The organism is Photobacterium sp. R1 (assembly GCF_054600795.1).
Genome location: NZ_BAAHZP010000001.1, coordinates 576867 through 592606, shown reverse-complemented (window position 1 = coordinate 592606; position 15740 = coordinate 576867). Strand labels below are relative to the sequence as shown.

Annotated in this window: 15 protein-coding genes; 3 read left to right on the top strand and 12 right to left on the bottom strand. The window is 53.6% G+C overall.

Annotation, left to right across the window (positions count from 1 at the left end; translation table 11 throughout):
- Positions 1-51: 51 nt before the first annotated feature.
- Positions 52-645, bottom strand: a complete 594-nt coding sequence (locus ACYP03_RS02740) for a TetR/AcrR family transcriptional regulator (RefSeq protein ID WP_459778386.1) — start codon at positions 643-645, stop codon at positions 52-54.
- Between the two features lie 137 nt (positions 646-782).
- Here ACYP03_RS02740 and ACYP03_RS02735 point away from each other — a divergent pair, with 137 nt between their 5' ends.
- Positions 783-1985 (top strand): MFS transporter, encoded by a 1203-nt coding sequence (locus tag ACYP03_RS02735; RefSeq protein WP_459778385.1) that lies wholly within the window; start codon positions 783-785, stop codon positions 1983-1985.
- 64 nt (positions 1986-2049) lie between these two features.
- Here ACYP03_RS02735 and ACYP03_RS02730 read toward each other — a convergent pair whose 3' ends face one another.
- The 5 genes from ACYP03_RS02730 to ACYP03_RS02710 all read right to left on the bottom strand — a co-directional run bounded on the left by ACYP03_RS02730 (position 2050) and on the right by ACYP03_RS02710 (position 7681).
- Complete coding sequence (locus ACYP03_RS02730) at positions 2050-3417, bottom strand: glutamine synthetase family protein (RefSeq protein WP_459778384.1); 1368 nt, start codon at positions 3415-3417, stop codon at positions 2050-2052.
- Positions 3418-3574: 157 nt separating this feature from the next.
- Positions 3575-5008 (bottom strand): NAD-dependent succinate-semialdehyde dehydrogenase, encoded by a 1434-nt coding sequence (locus tag ACYP03_RS02725; protein WP_459778383.1) that lies wholly within the window; start codon positions 5006-5008, stop codon positions 3575-3577.
- An 87-nt stretch (positions 5009-5095) separates the two neighbouring features.
- The gene (locus ACYP03_RS02720; RefSeq protein WP_248139740.1) at positions 5096-5530 is read right to left on the bottom strand and encodes a DUF2214 family protein; all 435 of its coding nucleotides are present in this window, start codon (positions 5528-5530) and stop codon (positions 5096-5098) included.
- Positions 5531-5553: 23 nt separating this feature from the next.
- Entirely contained in the window at positions 5554-6495 is a 942-nt protein-coding gene (locus ACYP03_RS02715; RefSeq protein WP_459778382.1) for an alpha/beta hydrolase, read from the bottom strand.
- Between the two features lie 85 nt (positions 6496-6580).
- Positions 6581-7681 carry a sensor domain-containing diguanylate cyclase gene (locus tag ACYP03_RS02710; protein ID WP_459778381.1) on the bottom strand — a complete coding sequence of 367 codons (1101 nt, stop codon included), beginning with the start codon at positions 7679-7681 and terminating at the stop codon, positions 6581-6583.
- A gap of 458 nt (positions 7682-8139) precedes the next feature.
- Here ACYP03_RS02710 and ACYP03_RS02705 point away from each other — a divergent pair, with 458 nt between their 5' ends.
- Positions 8140-8862 (top strand): hypothetical protein, encoded by a 723-nt coding sequence (locus ACYP03_RS02705; protein ID WP_459778380.1) that lies wholly within the window; start codon positions 8140-8142, stop codon positions 8860-8862.
- Between the two features lie 55 nt (positions 8863-8917).
- Here ACYP03_RS02705 and ACYP03_RS02700 read toward each other — a convergent pair whose 3' ends face one another.
- The 3 genes from ACYP03_RS02700 to ACYP03_RS02690 all read right to left on the bottom strand — a co-directional run bounded on the left by ACYP03_RS02700 (position 8918) and on the right by ACYP03_RS02690 (position 12797).
- On the bottom strand, positions 8918-9385 hold the full coding sequence (locus tag ACYP03_RS02700; RefSeq protein ID WP_248139732.1) for a DUF1772 domain-containing protein: 468 nt from the start codon (positions 9383-9385) through the stop codon (positions 8918-8920).
- A 6-nt stretch (positions 9386-9391) separates the two neighbouring features.
- Positions 9392-11728 (bottom strand): membrane-bound PQQ-dependent dehydrogenase, glucose/quinate/shikimate family, encoded by a 2337-nt coding sequence (locus ACYP03_RS02695; protein WP_459778379.1) that lies wholly within the window; start codon positions 11726-11728, stop codon positions 9392-9394.
- Between the two features lie 193 nt (positions 11729-11921).
- On the bottom strand, positions 11922-12797 hold the full coding sequence (locus ACYP03_RS02690) for a LysR family transcriptional regulator (protein ID WP_459778378.1): 876 nt from the start codon (positions 12795-12797) through the stop codon (positions 11922-11924).
- 117 nt (positions 12798-12914) lie between these two features.
- Here ACYP03_RS02690 and ACYP03_RS02685 point away from each other — a divergent pair, with 117 nt between their 5' ends.
- Positions 12915-13931 (top strand): NADH:flavin oxidoreductase, encoded by a 1017-nt coding sequence (locus tag ACYP03_RS02685; RefSeq protein WP_459778377.1) that lies wholly within the window; start codon positions 12915-12917, stop codon positions 13929-13931.
- A gap of 74 nt (positions 13932-14005) precedes the next feature.
- Here the strand turns inward: ACYP03_RS02685 and ACYP03_RS02680 are convergent, their stop codons facing one another.
- The 3 genes from ACYP03_RS02680 to ACYP03_RS02670 form a co-directional block, all read right to left on the bottom strand.
- Complete coding sequence (locus ACYP03_RS02680; RefSeq protein WP_459778376.1) at positions 14006-14488, bottom strand: SRPBCC family protein; 483 nt, start codon at positions 14486-14488, stop codon at positions 14006-14008.
- Between the two features lie 99 nt (positions 14489-14587).
- The gene (locus tag ACYP03_RS02675; RefSeq protein WP_459778375.1) at positions 14588-15142 is read right to left on the bottom strand and encodes a GNAT family N-acetyltransferase; all 555 of its coding nucleotides are present in this window, start codon (positions 15140-15142) and stop codon (positions 14588-14590) included.
- Between the two features lie 55 nt (positions 15143-15197).
- On the bottom strand, positions 15198-15704 hold the full coding sequence (locus ACYP03_RS02670; RefSeq protein WP_330959704.1) for a GNAT family N-acetyltransferase: 507 nt from the start codon (positions 15702-15704) through the stop codon (positions 15198-15200).
- Positions 15705-15740: the final 36 nt, after the last annotated feature.

Genomic DNA, 15740 nt, shown 5'->3' with positions numbered 1-15740 from the left:
CATCTCAACGGAATCAACGGAAACATCATGACCCACTACCAGCCTGCAGCATCAGGGGTGAACCCGTAAGCCGGTGAGCAGCACATCCAGTGTCTCTGATGCCTCTGCCAGAGCACTGGCCGTATCTTTGCTTCTTGCGATCGATAAAGCTGCATCCGTCAGTGCGCCATTGAGCATCCGGGCAAGCATTACCGGTGAGGTTTCCGACACCATTTGTGCTTCCATCAGCTTTTTCAGTAAAGTCGCCAGTGCAGTCACACAGTTCAGCTGGACAGCCTGAATGACTTCGCTGTCGAGCACAGACGTCGCATCACGCAGGATGATCCGCTGAATGTCCGGTTCAGTGGCCATTTTCAGATAAGCCTGACAGCGACCTGTCAGTGCCGACCAGTCGTCCGGTGCACTCAATGCAACGGCTCTCAGCCGTTCATCCATATCCCGATCAACCTGCTGATAGACAGCCAGAAACAGCCCTTTCTTGCTGCCAAAATGATGATAGAGCGCTCCCCGTGTCAGCCCGGCTTCCCCTGTCAGTTCATCCATCACCGTATCGGCAAATCCCGCACTGCCAAACTGCTTCCGGGCCACCTCAATCAGGCTGAGCCGGGTTTTTTCCATCATTTCGTTTCTCGATTGCCGTGCCATGGCTTACCTCAAATATCAAACTGATTGCATTTTATAATTGACATACATTATGTATGTCAATTAGATTCACATACGCCCCGTATGCAGAGATGGCATATTCGTTTCAGCAATCGTAATTTCTTTCGATGGAGATCTTCATGGCGAACCCCTATCAATCATTATTCAGTACGCCCGGCACACTGGCGTTTACATTGCCCGGGCTGATCGCCCGGATGCCGACCTCTATGGCCGGGATTGGCATCATCACGATGCTGTCTCAACTTTCTGGTTCTTACTGGCTGGCGGGCGCGGTTGCCGCCACATTTACGCTCACAATGGCCATTGTCGCGCCTCAGATTTCCAGGGCCGTAGACCGATACGGACAACGTAAAATACTGCCCTATGCGGCAGGACTGAGTGTGATCGCCATGATCCTGCTGCTTGTCTGCATTCGGTATGAGGGACCAATCTGGAGCTATTTCCTGTTTGCGGCACTGGCGGGATTTATGCCCAGCATGCCTGCCATGATTCGTGCACGCTGGACGGCAATTTACAAAGGGGACGAAAGACTTCATACGGCGTACTCATTTGAATCTGTCATGGATGAAGTCTGTTTTATCATCGGCCCGCCTCTCGCCGTCGGACTGTGCGTTTCCGTGGCTCCCGAAGCCGGACCGTTCACTGCCGCAGTATTGTTGGGGATCGGAGTGACACTCTTCGTACGACAAACCCAGACAGAGCCGCCCGTTCAGGTCATGACAGATGACCGCCGTGATTCCGCGCTGAAACCGCTCCCCATGAAAATGCTGATGCTGACACTGCTGGCCCTGGGAACCATTGTCGGTACGGTTGACGTCATCAGTGTGGCATTTGCCGAACAACAGGGTGAACCTGTCGCCGCCAGCTACGTCCTGTCAGCCTATGCTGCTGGTTCGTGCCTTTCCGGTCTGCTCTTTGGCACCCTGAAACTCCAGCTCGAATTAAGGAAGCAACTGCTGCTTGCCGCTCTGGCCACTGCACTGACGACCCTTCCGCTGATGCTGGTGACCGGCACCACCACCCTGGCGATGTCTGTCTTTATTGCTGGTGTTTTCTTTGCGCCTACCATGATCATCACCATGGGGCTCGTGGAGAGAATTGTCCCTGAAAATCAGCTGACAGAAGGATTTACCTGGATGATTACCGGACTGGGAATTGGCATTGCTGCCGGCGCTGCCGTGGTTGGCTGGATGATCGATGCATACGGCATTCATGCCGGATTTGCAGTCACCATCAGTGCCGGACTGGCCGTCTTTCTGATTGCCCTGTTGTGTTCCCGCTTCCTTCGCCCTGAAGTCAAATCACAGTCCGTTACGGCATAATTTCCTGAGGCTCTCTGGCAGAGAGCCTCTGTCTGTTCATACCCGGTCTATGTTCAGTCCATGCTCAGATAATTTCAAAGTACCGGCTCAGTTCCCAGTCGGTGACCTGCTTTCTGAACTCACGTTCTTCCCACTCACGGCTGGCAGCAAAGTGCTCCACAAAGGCATCCCCCAAAAGGGTTCGTGCGGCATCTGAAGCTTTGAATCGCTGCGCCGCTTCCCAAAGCGTCGCGGGTAATGCCAGTTCAGCAGGTTGAGCTTGGTCGTAAGCATTCCCCGTGACCGCTTCGAGCGGTTCCCATTCATTGATAATGCCGCACAGACCGGAACCAATCGCGGCTGCCAGGGCCAGATAGGGATTCGCATCTGCTGCGCCCAAACGATACTCGATCCGTTGTGTCTTTTCCGATCCCGGAATCACCCGTAAAGCCGTGGTCCTGTTCTCAATTCCCCAGGTGGCATGGGTCGGCGCCCAGAAGCCGGGCACCATTCGGGTATAGCTGTTGATGGTTGGCGCAATCATGCAGAGAAATTCCGGCATCAACCGCTGCTGACCGGCCAGAAACTGGCGCTGGATTTTGCTCATCCCATGCCTGGCTTTGGTGTCGTAAAACGCTGAATTCCCGCCTTTATGATGAAGAGAAATATGCATGTGCCCGCTCTGACCGGGATAGTCCATCGACCATTTGGCCATAAAGGTCGCCAGCAGATCCCGCCGCTGAGCCAGTACCTTCATATAGGTTTTGAACAGTGCCGCTTTATCCGCCGCGGCTTCTGCCTGGTCCACAGCGATGGCGGCCTCAATCACACCGGGGCCGGTTTCGGAATGAATACCTTCGATGGGGAAATCCATGGTCTGTCCCATGCCCAGAATGTCGTGGTACAGCTCGCTGTAAACTGAATTGCGGATCATCGAGTACCCGAACCAGTCCGGTGTGACGGTTTGTAAATTGCGGAAGCCTTTTTCCCGGGCCGAATGGGGCGTTTCACGAAACAGAAAAAACTCATACTCCAGGGCAGCCTGCACATCATAACCAAGCGCATCGGCTTTGGTCAGCACTTTGCGTAACACCCCTCGCGGGCAGACGGCTTCTGCCTTGTCGGCAAACTCAGCAATAAATAACAGCATACCGGCTTCATCCACCACATCGCGGCAGGTATGAGGCAAAATGCGGACCGGGGCATCCGGGTATCCTGTATGCCATCCGGTAAAACGGGTGTTGTCGTAAAGCTGATCTTTGACATCCCAGCCTAATACCACGTCGCAGAATGAAAACCCTTTTTCAAGGGACGAGAAAAATTTGGCTTTGGACATATACTTGCCACGCATGATGCCATCGATATCAAACAGTCCGACTTTCACGTGACTCAAACCGCGCTCTTCGACAATCGCCATGGCATCTGCCACAGTCTTTACTGCTCGTGCTTCCATCATCAACCTCACTCACCGGGCCCATCCTGAGGGCAACAAAGGCTTTGAACCGCCCCAAACTCATCCCCTGCTTTTATTAAGCTTAGATGTCAATTTGCAACGTACTGAGATTGATGTGATTTTCAGCAGCCCTCTAAATTACAAGTATATCGGGCGCTCAGGAATCCAAGCCGCCCATGCAGAGATACTTAATATCCATATACTCCTCAATCCCCTGACGACCCCCTTCGCGGCCAAAACCTGACTGTTTCACACCGCCGAAAGGGGCCACTTCGGTGGAAATTATCCCTTCGTTGATCCCCACCATGCCATATTCCAATGCCTCGGCCACGCGCCAGATCCGGCCGATGTCACGGCTGTAAAAATACGCCGCCAGCCCGAAAATCGTGTCATTGGCCTGAGTAAACAAGGCTGCTTCATCATCAAAAGCAATCACGGGGGCAATCGGTCCAAATACCTCTTCCTGCGCAATCGCCATCTCCGGACGAACATCGGCCAGCACCGCAGGGGAAACAAACAATCCTTCTCTGTCCTCACCGCCGGTCACCAATCTCGCGCCATGACTGATTGCATCGTGCATCAGACGGTTGATTTTGGCTTTGGCGCTGTCGTCAATCACGGGGCCAATTGCAACGTCGTCGTCCAGCCCGTTTCCGACGTTCAGCTTTTGCACCGCTTTTGCCAGCTTGGTGACGAATTCCTCATAAATACCGCGCTGTGCAAAGAGCCGGTTGGCACAGACACAGGTTTGTCCGGCATTGCGGTATTTTGATGCAACAGCCCCCTGAACCGCTTTATCGATATCTGCATCATCAAAAACTATGAAAGGCGCGTTGCCGCCAAGTTCGAGTGAAAGACGTTTGACCGAATCAGCGCATTGCGCCATCAGTTGGCGTCCCACCTGAGTCGAACCCGTGAATGAAATTTTGCGCACCAACGGGCTGGCACAGAATAAATCCCCTACCGTCCGTGCTGATGAATGCGTCACCAGTTGTAAGACGTCACGAGGGATCCCCGCTTCATAAGCCAGCTCCGCCACTGCGTAGGCACACAGAGGGGTCTGACTGGCAGGTTTGGCAACCACTGTGCATCCGGCTGCCAATGCCGGACCCGCTTTTCGGGTCAGCATGGCGATGGGGAAATTCCAGGGTGTGATCACACAGGCCACGCCGACGGGCTGACGAATCGTGAGAATGCGCCGGTCAGCAAAAGGAGACGGAACGGTTTCTCCATAAGTTCGTTTGGCTTCTTCCGCGAACCATTCGATGAAAGACGCACCATAAGCCACCTCCCCTGCGGCTTCTTTGCGGGGTTTCCCCTGTTCCAGAGTCATCAGTGTCGCCAGATCATCCTGGTTATCCATGATCAGCGTGAACCAGCGATGCAGCAGAACGGCCCGTTCTTTCGCCGTTTTCTGTCGCCATTGCTGTTGTGCGAGGTGACTCTTTGCAATCGCCTGTTGGATCTCAGCTTCACTTTGCGTGGGAATATGGCCCAGTAACTGTCCTGTCGCCGGATTATGAACCGCTAAAGTGCCTTCACCCGGTTCACAAAGCACAGTGATGAGCTGTTTGTTTTTGATCGATTCCATCATTGCCCCCGATAATCGCCTGTGATTGCTTTTCAGCTTAGACGATAGCGGCAATGTCGCAGCGTACGAGGACAACGGGTCACCCCGTTATCCCAGCCCCACCCCGCGCGCCATCAGCACAGCAAGGAACGGGATAACCAGCAGCAGAAGTATCTCCAGCCGAATCGCGATCAGAATGATGGGAGGCACAGGCACACTTTCGCGGGTGGTCCGGCGGTGTTTCAGAAAAAAGACGGTCGGGAAAACAGACAGCCCAGCCACAATCACAAACAACGTCAGCTTGGCATGAAAGACCGGATTGGCACTGTAGAACGATGCGGGCTTACCTACCAGAAACCACAGTCCCAGTCCAGCCAGCAGCACCACCACGGCAGACACGCCATAAAGCGCATCCAATCTGGCGAGCCGATGCATCTCTTCGGCTGTCATCCGGCGTTTGATCAGCAGGTGCTCAGCCACCAGCACGGCAAACAACACAAAAATGCCAAGAAAATGGCAATAGCGGATTACAATTTCGAGCATAGTCTGTCCTTCATTCGCCTGAATTACTGATCGTCCCGGCTATTGAGGAAAGCTGCAATCTGACGATAGGTTGCAGCACATTGTTCAGGCACCATATTTTCCAGATTAAGATAAGCGTGAATCATGTCATCTAAATGAAAGTGTTGCGCCTCAACACCAGCGGATGACAGTTTTTGCACATAAGCAATGCCTTCATCACGCAACGGGCAATACTGCGCCGTAATGACCAGCGTCCGGGGCATGCCCGGGGTTACCGGCATCCATAACGGAGAAGCCGTCTGTCTGTTTTCCTGATGCTGGAAATAATGGTCAAAGTACCAGTGCATTTTCTCCTGTTGCAAAAACAGTCCCTGACCATTTTCAGCCACAGACGGCAGGCTCATGGTGTAATCCAGACTGGGATAAATCAGCACCTGATTCGTGACAACAATATCGCTGTTTTGAAAGTCGGCGCTGAGCGTCGCGGCCATAGCGCCTCCGGCGGAATCCCCGACCAATGACAACATCGGGAAATATTGCTGATGATGTTTATCCAGTAATCGCCACACCTGAGTGAGCACTTTCCGGGCATCGGTCAGTCCGGCAGGGTAAGGATGTTCGGGAGCCAGCCGGTAATCCACGGCAATCACAAGATGCTGCGTCACGGCTGCCAGTTTCCGGCATATCCGGTCATACACGGCGACACTGCCGGCCATATGGCCGCCGCCATGCAGAAAAAGAATCACCGGCAACGCTGATTGAGGGGCCGGATGATAAATTCTGACCGGAATATCCCCGGCCTCCCCATCGACACTTGTATTCAGCACCTCAGCAACATCTGGTGCTTGCGTGACAAACGTTGATGTCAGTGTCGCCAGCCCTTCTCTGACAGCCTCAGCAGAGGGTACAAAGCCCGATTCCGTCAACTGTGTCAACGCCTGGTGGTAGGTGTTTAGCCACAGCCGCAATGTCTGATTCAAATCCATCTTCACTTCTGCGTCCTGTTCCCTGACTCAAACTCATTCTGAGTCCCTTTCTCAACCTATTTTGAATTTCTTTCTGAAACTCATGTCAGCTGAGTGTGTCCTGATAAACCGGTTCATCCGAATAAAACTCATACCTGGCTCTTCCGTTTGCCTTGGCACGACACAGCGCCTGATCCGCCTGCGAAATCATCACATCGATAATTTGCTCCGGCTCAATAAACTCTGCCATATCGCCCATACCAAATGGACGGGTTTTCAGATGACAAACCCCGATACTGATTGAGATTTTTTCGTCGATCAGCTTTAACTGCGCCATCCCTGACATCAGCCGATCGCACACCACCCGGATCCCTTCCCGGTCTGTTTCGCCAAGCCAGATGATAAATTCATCGCCGCCATACCGGGCCACAGCATCATAACTCCTCAGCCCACGGCTCAGCACTTCGGCAAATGCGGTCAGTACCTGATCCCCAAGCTGGTGACCATAACTGTCATTCAGAGAACGAAAATTATCGATATCGATCAGTAACATGGCCGATTCCGTTTCGGTCTGATACCGTCTTAACTGACTCATTGAGCGGGAAACCAGATCCATAAACACTGCACGGTTCATGAGCTGCGTCTGAGGATCCACAGAAGCCATTTCTTTCAGCTTGAGATTGAGCTCCCGCAGCTGCTTTTCCTGCTTCAGGCGAACCAGCTCGACTTCTATCCAGCTTGCCATCAGCTGCAGCGCATCAATGTCTTTGTCCTGAAACTGCCGCGGGTAAGGTCCGGGACTGGAAAAATTCAGTGTTCCCCAGGTCATTTTTCCCATATGAATTGGAATCGCGATGTAGGATTCAAGACCAAACTGACGATATGCCGGGTGGCTGCCCAGAATGTCGCTCTGACCCACATGCTCGATGGCAACCACACCTTCCGCTTCGCAGGTGACCGCACAGTAAGTCATTCCGAATTCAAAGGTGTCTCCCCGCTTGAGCGGCATATGATCAGGGCAGACACAGTTTTCGATGTAATACGTATCTCCTTCAATTCTTGCCAGGATGCCGATATCCAGATTAAAACGCTCCAGACCCAGCCTGAGTAACATTTCAATCTGATAATCGAAGCCTTTGTCGTATGCCTGAGTGATTTCATGCAAGCGACGAATGACATTTTCACTTTCAGAATAATCAGTATGCATACATTCCCTTGTCTGTATTCCAGCGCAAATGGCTCATCGGCCCTGAAAAGGAATTGACTTAATTTCAGTGCAACTCCCGCTTGTCAATTTTAAAAGATAGCCTATGTAACCCCTTGCACAAAAAGAAATAACCTATGATTTCCCGGAATATCTAAAGCGATCACGCTCCTGAGGCCGGATATAAAAAACAAGCGTCCCGTCTGAGCGCTTCACGTTTTTGACGGCTTTACCTTTGACTCACGGACTGAACTTTGTCTCGAATGTCAGACCAGAACGCAGGATTGACCCTGCCGAATCAGCCTGCTGCCTATACTGAGGACAGCATGGAGCACATTGATTGAAAAGGACAAATCGATTCAACGCTTTTTGATATGGAGTACCCGACCATGTCTCAACTCTTATTTTGCAGGCGCCCGGGCTCGCTATCCGTACTAAGGCCTGCCGTCCTATGGCCTGTTTTGCTGCTCACCATCGCAGCAGGCAGCCAGGCGAACAGTGTTCTCCCTGTGTCCAGCAGCAAACTGGCACTTCTGAGTACACAACAGCCCATTTACAATCCTCAGGTCCCCGTTGAGAAAAAGACCGGCCGCATTGACCGGGAAGAACTGCGCTCAGGAATCATGGACAGCCGTCGCACAATGAATGTGGATGCGTACCTTGCCCGTAAGAATCAGAAACAGATTGTGATTCCTGCCAATCGCTACCGGGTGGTCAGCAACATTCGGGTCACCCGCCCGTACGGCAACTGGTACCCGGGCTACGGTCAGTACAGAACCGACCAGGAAGCCACGAAATGGCTCGCCTTCACTGCCATTCATTTTGCGCTGCTGGATCAGCTCAGTGAAACGCAGCAGAGACGGCTTGAACAGGCACAGATTCAGGCCACGACCGTATCTGTTGGCAACTCAGTTCAGTGGCAGGATGGCAACGCTTCCGGCGCCGTGACGGTGACCCGGGAAGGCACCAGTACCAGCGGTCGTTATTGCCGGGAGTTTGTACAGGAAGTCACGGTAAGTCACGGGGCCGGACCTGCCGCCACCGGACAAGCCCGTACCATCTACAACACTCCCGCCCAGGACAGAACGAAGCAGAACAAAGCCATGCAAAATAAAACCATGCAGGCCATGGGGACGGCTTGCAGACTTCAAAATGGGAACTGGGAAATTGTCACCACAGGTTAAGAACCTCAAGCAGATGGCTCCGGAGGTTTCCGGAGCCTGAATCATCATGGCAGGTTTATGCCTGTAATATCAGCAGCACAAAATACACCAGACAAGCCAGCACACTCATAGCTGCCCGCATGCCATGCAGTTTTCCCCAATGGTCCAGTAAGACGTAGGTTGACGCGGCGTCTTTGTTCAGCGCTGAAGAACGGAGTTGCCTGTTGATGGGCATCATCATCAGAAAGGTAAATGGAATGACCGCAAAAATGAATGCACCACCCAACAGCCACAACAATGAAGCCCCTGCTGCTGCGGCCGTGACGGCCGCCAGCGTTGAACACAATGCCAGACTGACCTGCATCTTCGCCGCACGCCGGTAACTGGACGGAAATTCCGTCGCGGCCAGTGCCGTACCGCATTCCATTCGGGCCGGATGTTCCACAAGGCTGATATAGCAAGCCGCGCCACAAAACAGACTGCCGCTGAACGCTGCTAAGGCGCCCGACAGTTCAGCCAATGTCATTCCCACTTCTGCCGACATCAGTGTTCAGTCCTTCAGCTGAAATGCCAGAACAAAATCGCCAAGCTTGGTGCCAATCGAACCATGGCCACCAGCGACAATCAGCACCATTTGTTCCCCCTGACTATTCAGATAAGTCATCGGTGTCGCCTGTCCGCCGGCAGGAAGACGCGCTTTCCAGAGTTCCTCTCCGTCACTGAGGTCGTATGCCCGCAGGTAGTTATCGACCGCGGCCGCCATAAAGACAACCCCGCCTTTAGTAATCACCGGGCCGCCGATACCCGGTACCCCCATTTTCACAGGCAACGGCAAAGGGGTCAGATCCTGAATCGTTCCGTTCTTATGCTGATAAATCACTTTCCCCTGAGTTAAATCCGCACCGGCGACATAGCCCCAGGGCGGTTGCTGGCAGGGGATACCCAACGGCGACAGGAACGGCTTCAGTTCAACCGCATATTCCGCACCTTCATTTGCATTCACCCCATGTTCCCCGACATTCACTTCTCCCAGGTTCCCGGTACTTTTCGGAATGAGCGTCGAAGTAAATGCCAGATACAATGGCATACCGAACATCACCTGCCGTTCCGGATCCACGGCAATTCCCCCCCAGTTGAATACGCCAAAATTACCGGGAAAAACTATGGTGCCCTGTTCCGACGGCGGTGTATAACGGCCTTCATAGCGCAAGATTCGGAACTGAATCCGGCAATACAACTGATCGAGCACAGTCGCACCCCACATCTCTTTTTCTTCCAGCGGCGGCGGACTGAACGTCAGCGCTGATGCAGGCTGTGTCGGCGAGGCAAAGTCACCCGCAATGGTTCCCTGGGGCGCAGGGACTTCAGTAATTGGATAGATTGGCTCGCCCGTCGCCCGGTTCAGGACATAAACATCCCCTTGCTTTGTAGGCACAACCAGCCCCGGGAGCAATCCCTGACTGGTCTGAATATCCACCAGGCTGGGTTGTGCCGGTGTATCCATGTCCCACAAATCATGATGGACGAACTGCTGAACCCACACCGGCTTACCTGTCTCCAGGTTCAGCGCAACCACAGAAGTCGCGTATTTTTCTTCATCCGGAGTCCGGTACATCCCCAATTGATCCGGGGTACGGTTCCCCATCGGAAGGTAAATCAGCCCCAGGCTTTCATCAGCACTGGCAATCGACCAGCTGTTCGGAGAACTGGTGGCATACAGCTTGTCTTTGGCGATCGGTTTGGTGTCGGCCGGATTTGCCGCGTCCCAGTTCCACTTCAGCGCTCCGGATTTAACGTCATAGGCCCGGATCACCCCTGACGGTGAATTGATGTCATAGTTATCATTTACTGCACCTGCGACCACCACAACCCCTTTCGCAACCACCGGCGGAGACGTCGCGTAGTAATAACCGGATTTCGGAAACGGCATATTGTGAAGGAGGTCAAGCACACCATCTTCCGCAAAACCTTTGCAGCGAGCGCCGGTTGCCGGATCCAGCGCAATTAATTTGGCATCGGATGTCGGCAGAAACAGCTGCGCATCACAATCCATACTGGCCAGCGTCTCTGCCTTTTTCGAGCCAGACGCCGTGATGATGGTCGGCTCTCCCTGTGCCGGCGGCAGATAGGAAACACCCCGGCAAGTCTGATGCTGTCTCTGGCTCTCGGTACCGACTTTAGCGTTATACACCCAGCGTCTTTCGCCGGTATCTGCATCCAGTGCCACCAGCCAGTTATGGGGCGTACAGAAATACAAGGCATTGCCAATCTTCAATGGTGTGGCTTCATAGGTGAACTCGCCGATATCGCCTTTCCCCTTGGTATCTCCGGTCTCATACTGCCAGGCCAGCTCCAGCCGGTTCACATTTTTCGGGGTGATCTGGTCCAGCGGTGAATAACGCTGACCAAAGTTACTGCGGCCATAACTGAACCAGTCCGCTTCAGGGGAAGTCCCGAGTGCCGGGTTTTGTACCAGCGGCGCCGTATTCAGCTTTCCTTCCAGCTGATGCGCATCATTGAAAAGACTGCCCAGGGTGACCAGTGCAACCAGCCACCAGTATCCGGTCAGCCGGCTGATCCGGGAGCGCCCCATCAGCCTGAAAGAAAACAGCAACGGGATCCCCAGAATCAGGAGCAGACCCAACCGGCTGGCAAGGGGCCACCAGTCGTACCCGGACTCCCATAACGCCCAGATGAGCGAGCCCAGCAAAAAGAGGCCATACAGTATCTGGGCATTTGCCCGTTTCGTTCTGATCTTTGCCGCCACAAGCAGCAGAACAACACCGGCGAGGGCAAAATACCAGCTGCCGCCCAGCGAGATTAACCATAATCCGCCTCCCAGCAGCACAAGCCCTATCAGTGAATAAAGGATTGCAACGAGCCCCATGCGCCAATTCCTTCTTCGGGTGATTCAGCAAAAACGGGGCGGGTGCACTGAGCGCTCCGCGGCGTCAGCACAGACGGCCCTTCAGGCTGCTTTGCTCTCAGATTCTGAAAGGACAACAACCTTTTAAAGCGTAGTCTATCCGCAAAGATGCACTGAAATTCAACCAGATGTGACGACAGAACGATACATCGTCTTACGGCTGTGACAAGGTGCTCGCCAACGTATTAATCCAGCCTGCCCTGACCGGCTCATGGAAACAGAGCCAGATCCGCTGAAGACACTGGTACGGACATCCTGTCGTCCTGATCGTCTGGAACCCGTTCTGCTCGGCAACGTAATCTGGCATGTAAGCCAGAAATGCCTGGGTCTTCATTAACGCCAGTAAGGCCGAAACGGAATCCACTCTGGCGCCGGTCCGCCGGGCAAAGGCTTCTTCGTGCCAGCCATCCGTACTCAGCTGACTGCCGGTTTCCCCATAAATTTTGCGCGTCGGAATCACAAAGGGATACGCAATCACTTCAGTGATGGGGATTGCCTGACCGGCTTTTTCGGCCAGCGGATGTGCTGTCCCCGCAGCAATCACAAACTGGCTGTCAGCCAGATGAATCGCCTGGATCCCCGCTACCATCGGCTGTTCATCCGACGTACTCACCAGCGCCACATCCACCTGATGACGGCGTAAACGCTCACAACCTTCATCCATGAACGCTTCGACCGTCACGTCTCCAAACCGGGAGAGCAAAGGCTGCGTGATCATGCCCAGAAAGCGGGATTGCAACACTTCTGAACCACTGCACCTCAGGTGCAGCCGCTGAGGTTGTCCCATTTCGGTTTCTATGGTGTCGTTGACAGCCAGCAGTTCCACCGCACGCTGGTGGAGCTGTCTGCCTGCCGACGTTAACCCCCACTGGCTGCCTGTCCGGTGGAACAGCTCCTGTTTGTAATAGCCTTCAATCCGCCGGATAACTTTAGACACTGTGCCCGGCTGCATCGACAGGACATGCGCCGCTTCCCGGAGGCTGGTCTGGCTGGCGACCGCCACAAATATTTTCAGATCGTCGATTTTCATGCTTGCTACCGTTTCCCAGACGGAAACACTTGTTGAAATCAAGTTTCTTTATTCTACATGAGCATTCCATACACTGGACGCTGTTTCTTCAACACTTTGGCCGCGACAGGAGTTGCCATGGCATTCAAACGTTTTCAGCCGTTATCCGTTTCCCGGAACCTGACCCTCAAAAACAGACTGGTTTTACCGCCGATGGCTTCCCAGACAGCGAATACGGATGGCAAAGTCACCGAACAGACGCTGGCCCACTATGCACGTTTGTCCCGCTCTGGCGCCGGACTGCTGATGGTCGAATACAGCTTTGTTACTGAAGATGGCCGAAGTGAACCGCACCAGTTGGGTGCGCACGATGACAATTGTCTTCACGGCCTGACACAGCTCGCTTCCCTGCTGAAAGAAACCGGTGCTGTCGCCGGTTTACAACTCACACATTGCGGCGGTAAAACCACACCGGACGTCACCCCGGATATGATGGGTCCTTCCGGCATCACCGTTCCGGCTTACGACAGAGAGCTCACGGCACCGCGCGCCATGGAGAAAGCAGACATTGACCACTGGCAGCGCGCATTCATTGAAGCAGCCATACGCGCAGAAACCGCCGGTTTTGATCTGGTCGAGCTGCACTGCGCCCATGGTTATGGTCTGAATCAATGGTTATCACCGCTGACGAACCAGCGGCATGATGAATATGGCGGCTCACTGCGTAACCGTGCCCGGATACTGCTGGAGATCGTTGCCAGTATCCGGCTGTTCAGCCCGGATCTGACCTTAATGGTCCGCGTCCCGGGACAGGACGGCTACCCGGATGGTCTGTCCCGGGAGGATATGGCTCAGGTGTGCGAATGGCTGGTTGAAGCCGGTGTCGCCTTGATCAATGTTTCTTCAGGCATCGGAGGCTGGAAACGCCCGAAAGACAAAAGGGGAGAAGGGTATCTCGTTGATGATGCCGCGTACCTGAAACAGCAGTTAACCGTCCCTGTGATTGGTGTCGGCGGCATCGAAACGCCGGAGTATATTGAACAAGCACTGGCAAACCAGTGGCTCGATCTGGCAGCTGTCGGACGCTTTCTTCTGGCTGATCCGGATCATTTCCGGACCACGCTGCTGAGCGAACCAACAGTTCAGACCGCCTAAACGAAAGCCCTCCTCGGAGGGCTTTCTTCGGTGAGAGAGATGGCATCCGGTTGATTGCTTCCTGATGACTGGCCTTACAGGGTTTTGACCAGCTCAGTCAGTTGCAACGCACATTGCGACCAGCCTTCATGGAACCCCATTTCTTCGTGTTCTGCCCGGCTTTGTTCACTCCAGTGCTGAACCCTCGCGGTATAACGGGTTCCGCCCTCACAGGGTTCAAAGGTCAGCGTTACCGTCATAAAAGGCTTTTCAGAAACTTCCCAACCTGACACAAAGGCATCGGTAAAGACTAAACGTTTCCCCGGCACCACCTCCAGATAAACGCCTTGTGCCGGAAATTCCTGCCCGTCCGGACTGCGCATGACAATCAGGCTGCGTCCTCCGGGCCTGACATCCAGCGTTGCAGATGCCACCGACCAAGGCGCCGGGACGTACCAGACTTTCACCAGTTCCGGATCTGTCCAGGCCCGGAACACTTTCTCCGGTGTGGCCGGAATCACACAACTCAGTCCAAGTTCCTTTGCTGTACTAGTGGTCGAAATATCATCGAGCGTCATGGCAATATCCTTTTGATTGATTCAGCTGATGAACCATAGTCCAATTTTCGATGACCGGTGCCACAGATATTTCAGACACGCCTGACTTCATGACTGGGCTTACTGGCTTCTGACCAGCCATTCAGAGCGCGAAATCCGGTAAAGACAATGCTCCGCCAATTGATGATCAGCAGGCAACTTCGGGTGCAGAAAGTTCTGCAGGCAATCCGTCATCCCCAGTTTTTTCATAACACGCTGAGAAGGCTGATTCGAAAGCGCCGTAAACGCATAGACATCCGGGGCATTTAAATCATCAAAGGCAAACTGCAGAGCCCTTTCCGCCGCTTCAGGAGCCAGGCCCTGGCCCCAGTATTCAGACGCAAGCCGCCAGCCAATCTCAACAAAAGGCGCATTGGGAATCTCCGAGTCCTGATAATGCAGTCCGACAAACCCAATAAAGGTCCCGGTTTCTTTCAGCTCGACAGCCCAGAACCCCCAGCCTTTTTCTTCAATCAGTGCTCGCGCACGATGAGCGGCCTGCTGACTTTCTTCCTCCGACAAAGTCGACGGGAAATAACGCATCACAGCCGGATCTGCCGACATCGCAGCAAAAGGAACCAGATCTTCATCTTTCCATGGCCGGATGATCAGCCGGGGTGTTTGTAACTCAATCATTCTTGACTCCATTGAATTCCCTGATTGTTATTGTTTCGTCCTGACAAAATTACCTTTACGCATTCAGGAGTTTGGCCATATAGATTTCATCGAAGAACGCACCTTCAACACGCATCGAATCCCGCTTCACGCCTTCTTCCTGAAACCCTGCTGACACATACAGTTGCCGTGCCACTGTGTTATGTGCCATCACCGTCAGTTCGAGACGATGAAATGCATGGCTTTCAGCCCAGGTTTCCAGTGCACAGAGTAATTTTCGCCCGAGCCCCTTCCCTTGGTATGTCTGACGCACACCAATCACACAGTACATCGCATGCCGGTTCCGGTTGGCATGACCACCAATCCCCACCACAAACCCAGCTATCTGATTGTCCTCAGCTTCTGCCACAAACATCACCTGCTGGCGGCTTCCGGTAAACGCCTTGATGTGATCCGACTGCTGCGCGACAGTCAGCTGACGCTCACCCGGCTCGAATAACATAAAGGCTGTTTCTTCATCCAGTGTATAAAACAGCGCAACCAATGCCTCGGCATCTGACGTGGAAACCGGTCTGATATTCATACTTTCCCTGACTGCTGATAATTTTCATTTTCGGAA